Origin of the sequence: Bacillus norwichensis, assembly GCF_014836955.1 — a bacterium.
GTDB lineage: Bacteria > Bacillota > Bacilli > Bacillales > Bacillaceae_C > Siminovitchia > Siminovitchia norwichensis.
On record NZ_JACSPV010000092.1, the window covers coordinates 1 to 2,248 of the forward strand.

Sequence of the window (2,248 nt, forward strand, 5' to 3'; positions counted from 1 at the left end):
TCTAAAAAGAGCGCAGCGAAGAAAACAACGAGCAAGAAAACCGCTAAGAAAGCCAAAGCGAAGACAGCAGCCAAGAAAACTGCCAGTCCAGTTAGAGCAGGAAACAAAGCTGGAAAACAAGTTAAGATGCTAAGATTGGATTTACAATTCTTTGCAAGCGGCCAAAAGAAAACAACAAAGAAGGCCAGTAAGAAAAGCACTTCTAAAAAGAGCACAACGAAGAAAACAACGAGCAAGAAAACCGTTAAGAAAGCCAAAGCGAAGACAACAGCCAAGAAGACTTTAAGTCCAGTTAAAGCAGGAACCAAAGCTGGAAAACAAGTTAAGCCGAAGAAAACTCAAACAAACACCCAAAAGAAAGCCAGTGGGGCTAAAGACGATAAGGGTATAGATAATGGTTATAAATATTGGAATAAAACCACCCAATTTAAAAACGTGAAAGTTTACCAAAGAGATGATATTATAAATCCAAATATGAAAGACACACGTGGGAGAACTAATCTTGAGAGAATGAAGAAGGGACTAGCTCCACTTGGTCCAGATGGAAAGTCTATAAACCTTCATCACATGACACAAAGAAATGAAAGTTCCATAGCTGAGGTTACTGAGACGTTTCATAAAGAAAATAGTTCTGTAATTCACATCAATCCTAATACTATACCTTCTGGCATAAATAGGTCTGAATTTAAAAAATGGAGAACTGATTACTGGAAAAATAGATCCAGTGACTTCTAATGTGAAAGTGGGGATGAAAATGAGTATAGAATCTTATCAAAAAGCAAAGGAAATAATTTTGAATGAAGAAGAGATTGCTGATTTTGAGGGTGGTCGTACAGATGAATTAATAAGTTTGGCAGAAGAAAAGTTAGGATTAAAGTTTACTGGTTTATATTTAGATTATTTACAGTCATTTGGAGCAGGTAACTTCGGATCCCAAGAGATTTACGGGATTATTAATGCTGATTTTGAAAATTCATCAGTTCCAGATGCTATTTGGTACACTTTAACAGAACGAAAAGAAATTAATTTACCTGTTAACCTTCTAGTTATATATGGTACTGGGAGTGACGAACTATTTTGTTTAGACTTTAATCAACTTGATGATAATGGAGAACCGAATGTAGTATCTTTTGTGCCTGGGGTTGACTTAGTAAATCAAACCTATGAAATAATTGCTAATGACTTTGGTGATTTTTTATTAGATTTAGTTGAGCAAGAAATATAGAATTTGAAAAAACCTTGATTGGCTAAATGCCTTTCAAGGTTTCTTTTATGGTGGGATTACCTAGTGCCGAATAAGGCTAATTTTATTTTCTGGATAAAGATAACCCTGCTAAGCCCCTAAATAATATATTTACGAATATTAAAGTACGGCAACAGCTGTAAATTGTATACCCTATTTAATGCAATGGTTTTATTGAAAATAATTACAATATTCAAGGTCTACTCAATGAATATGATGTTTCGGTATATGAAGATACAAACCTTCTTCAACAAGCTCGTATTCCAGAAGATGATATGTTAATGGTAGAACTTCCTGCGGCAGAAGAACGAGAAGAGCCTGTGACTTTAGCAGTTCAGCCACAAGCTGAGAACTTACAAACCGGACAAAAGAAAAAAGATGGGGAAATTGTGCCGATTCAAGATGGGAAACTCCCAGCTTTAGGTGAACGGTCTTCTATTCTTTATGTGGGAATTGGTTTGCTTTGCTTGGGCAGTGCACTGTTTTTCTTCATAAGAAGACGAAAGCAGCGCCAAGGAGGAAAGCCGAATGCGTAAGCGATTAACGGTACTCCTGCATGTTCTTGTATTATTGCTTTATGTCTGAGCCTTGTGGAGATTCCTTCTGCCGAAGCAAAATCGAAAAAGTCACGCAGTAAAAGTGCAGGAATAGTGCAGATTTATGGTTATAAGACGAAGAAAGCAAAAAGTAAGCTGTCGGCGAAAAAATCGAGTCAAAAGAGCGGAAAGAAATTTTGGAAGGCGAAGAAAGCCAAGCAGAAAGCAAAGGTGTCAAAGGCAAAACCGAAAAAGAAAGCTTCGAAGGTGAAGAAGAAATCAAACGTAAAACCGAAAAAGAAAGCCTCGTCGAAAGCGAAGAAGAAAGACACCAAGAAAAAGAAGGCATCATCAAAGAAATCCACCAAGAATAAGTCAAAAGGGTCGGAAAAAAGAAAAAGAGCAGTTCGAAGGCAAAAGAGAAAAAGAAATCTTCGAAGAAGAAATCAAACGCTAAGCCGAAAAAGAA

General features: G+C 36.8%; 4 protein-coding genes. All 4 read left to right on the forward strand.

Going from position 1 to position 2,248, the window contains the following annotated elements; translation table 11 throughout:
- A partial coding sequence (locus tag H9631_RS22540; protein WP_225221223.1) for an HNH/ENDO VII family nuclease occupies window positions 1-735 on the forward strand: 735 nt, incomplete at its 5' end.
- A 19-nt stretch (window positions 736-754) separates the two neighbouring features.
- A complete protein-coding gene (locus H9631_RS22045) occupies window positions 755-1,225 on the forward strand; it encodes an SMI1/KNR4 family protein (protein ID WP_191816596.1) in 471 nt (156 codons plus the stop codon).
- 299 nt (window positions 1,226-1,524) lie between these two features.
- Complete coding sequence (locus H9631_RS22050; protein ID WP_191816598.1) at window positions 1,525-1,779, forward strand: LPXTG cell wall anchor domain-containing protein; 255 nt, start codon at window positions 1,525-1,527, stop codon at window positions 1,777-1,779.
- Between the two features lie 197 nt (window positions 1,780-1,976).
- Entirely contained in the window at window positions 1,977-2,153 is a 177-nt protein-coding gene (locus tag H9631_RS22055) for a hypothetical protein (protein WP_191816600.1), read from the forward strand.
- Window positions 2,154-2,248: the final 95 nt, after the last annotated feature.

Bases quoted from the DNA above. Each gene is read 5' to 3' on its own strand.
- H9631_RS22050 (WP_191816598.1), top strand. From the start codon at position 1,525: ATGGTAGAACTTCCTGCGGCAGAAGAACGAGAAGAGCCTGTGACTTTA.
- H9631_RS22045 (WP_191816596.1), top strand. From the start codon at position 755: ATGAGTATAGAATCTTATCAAAAAGCAAAGGAAATAATTTTGAATGAA.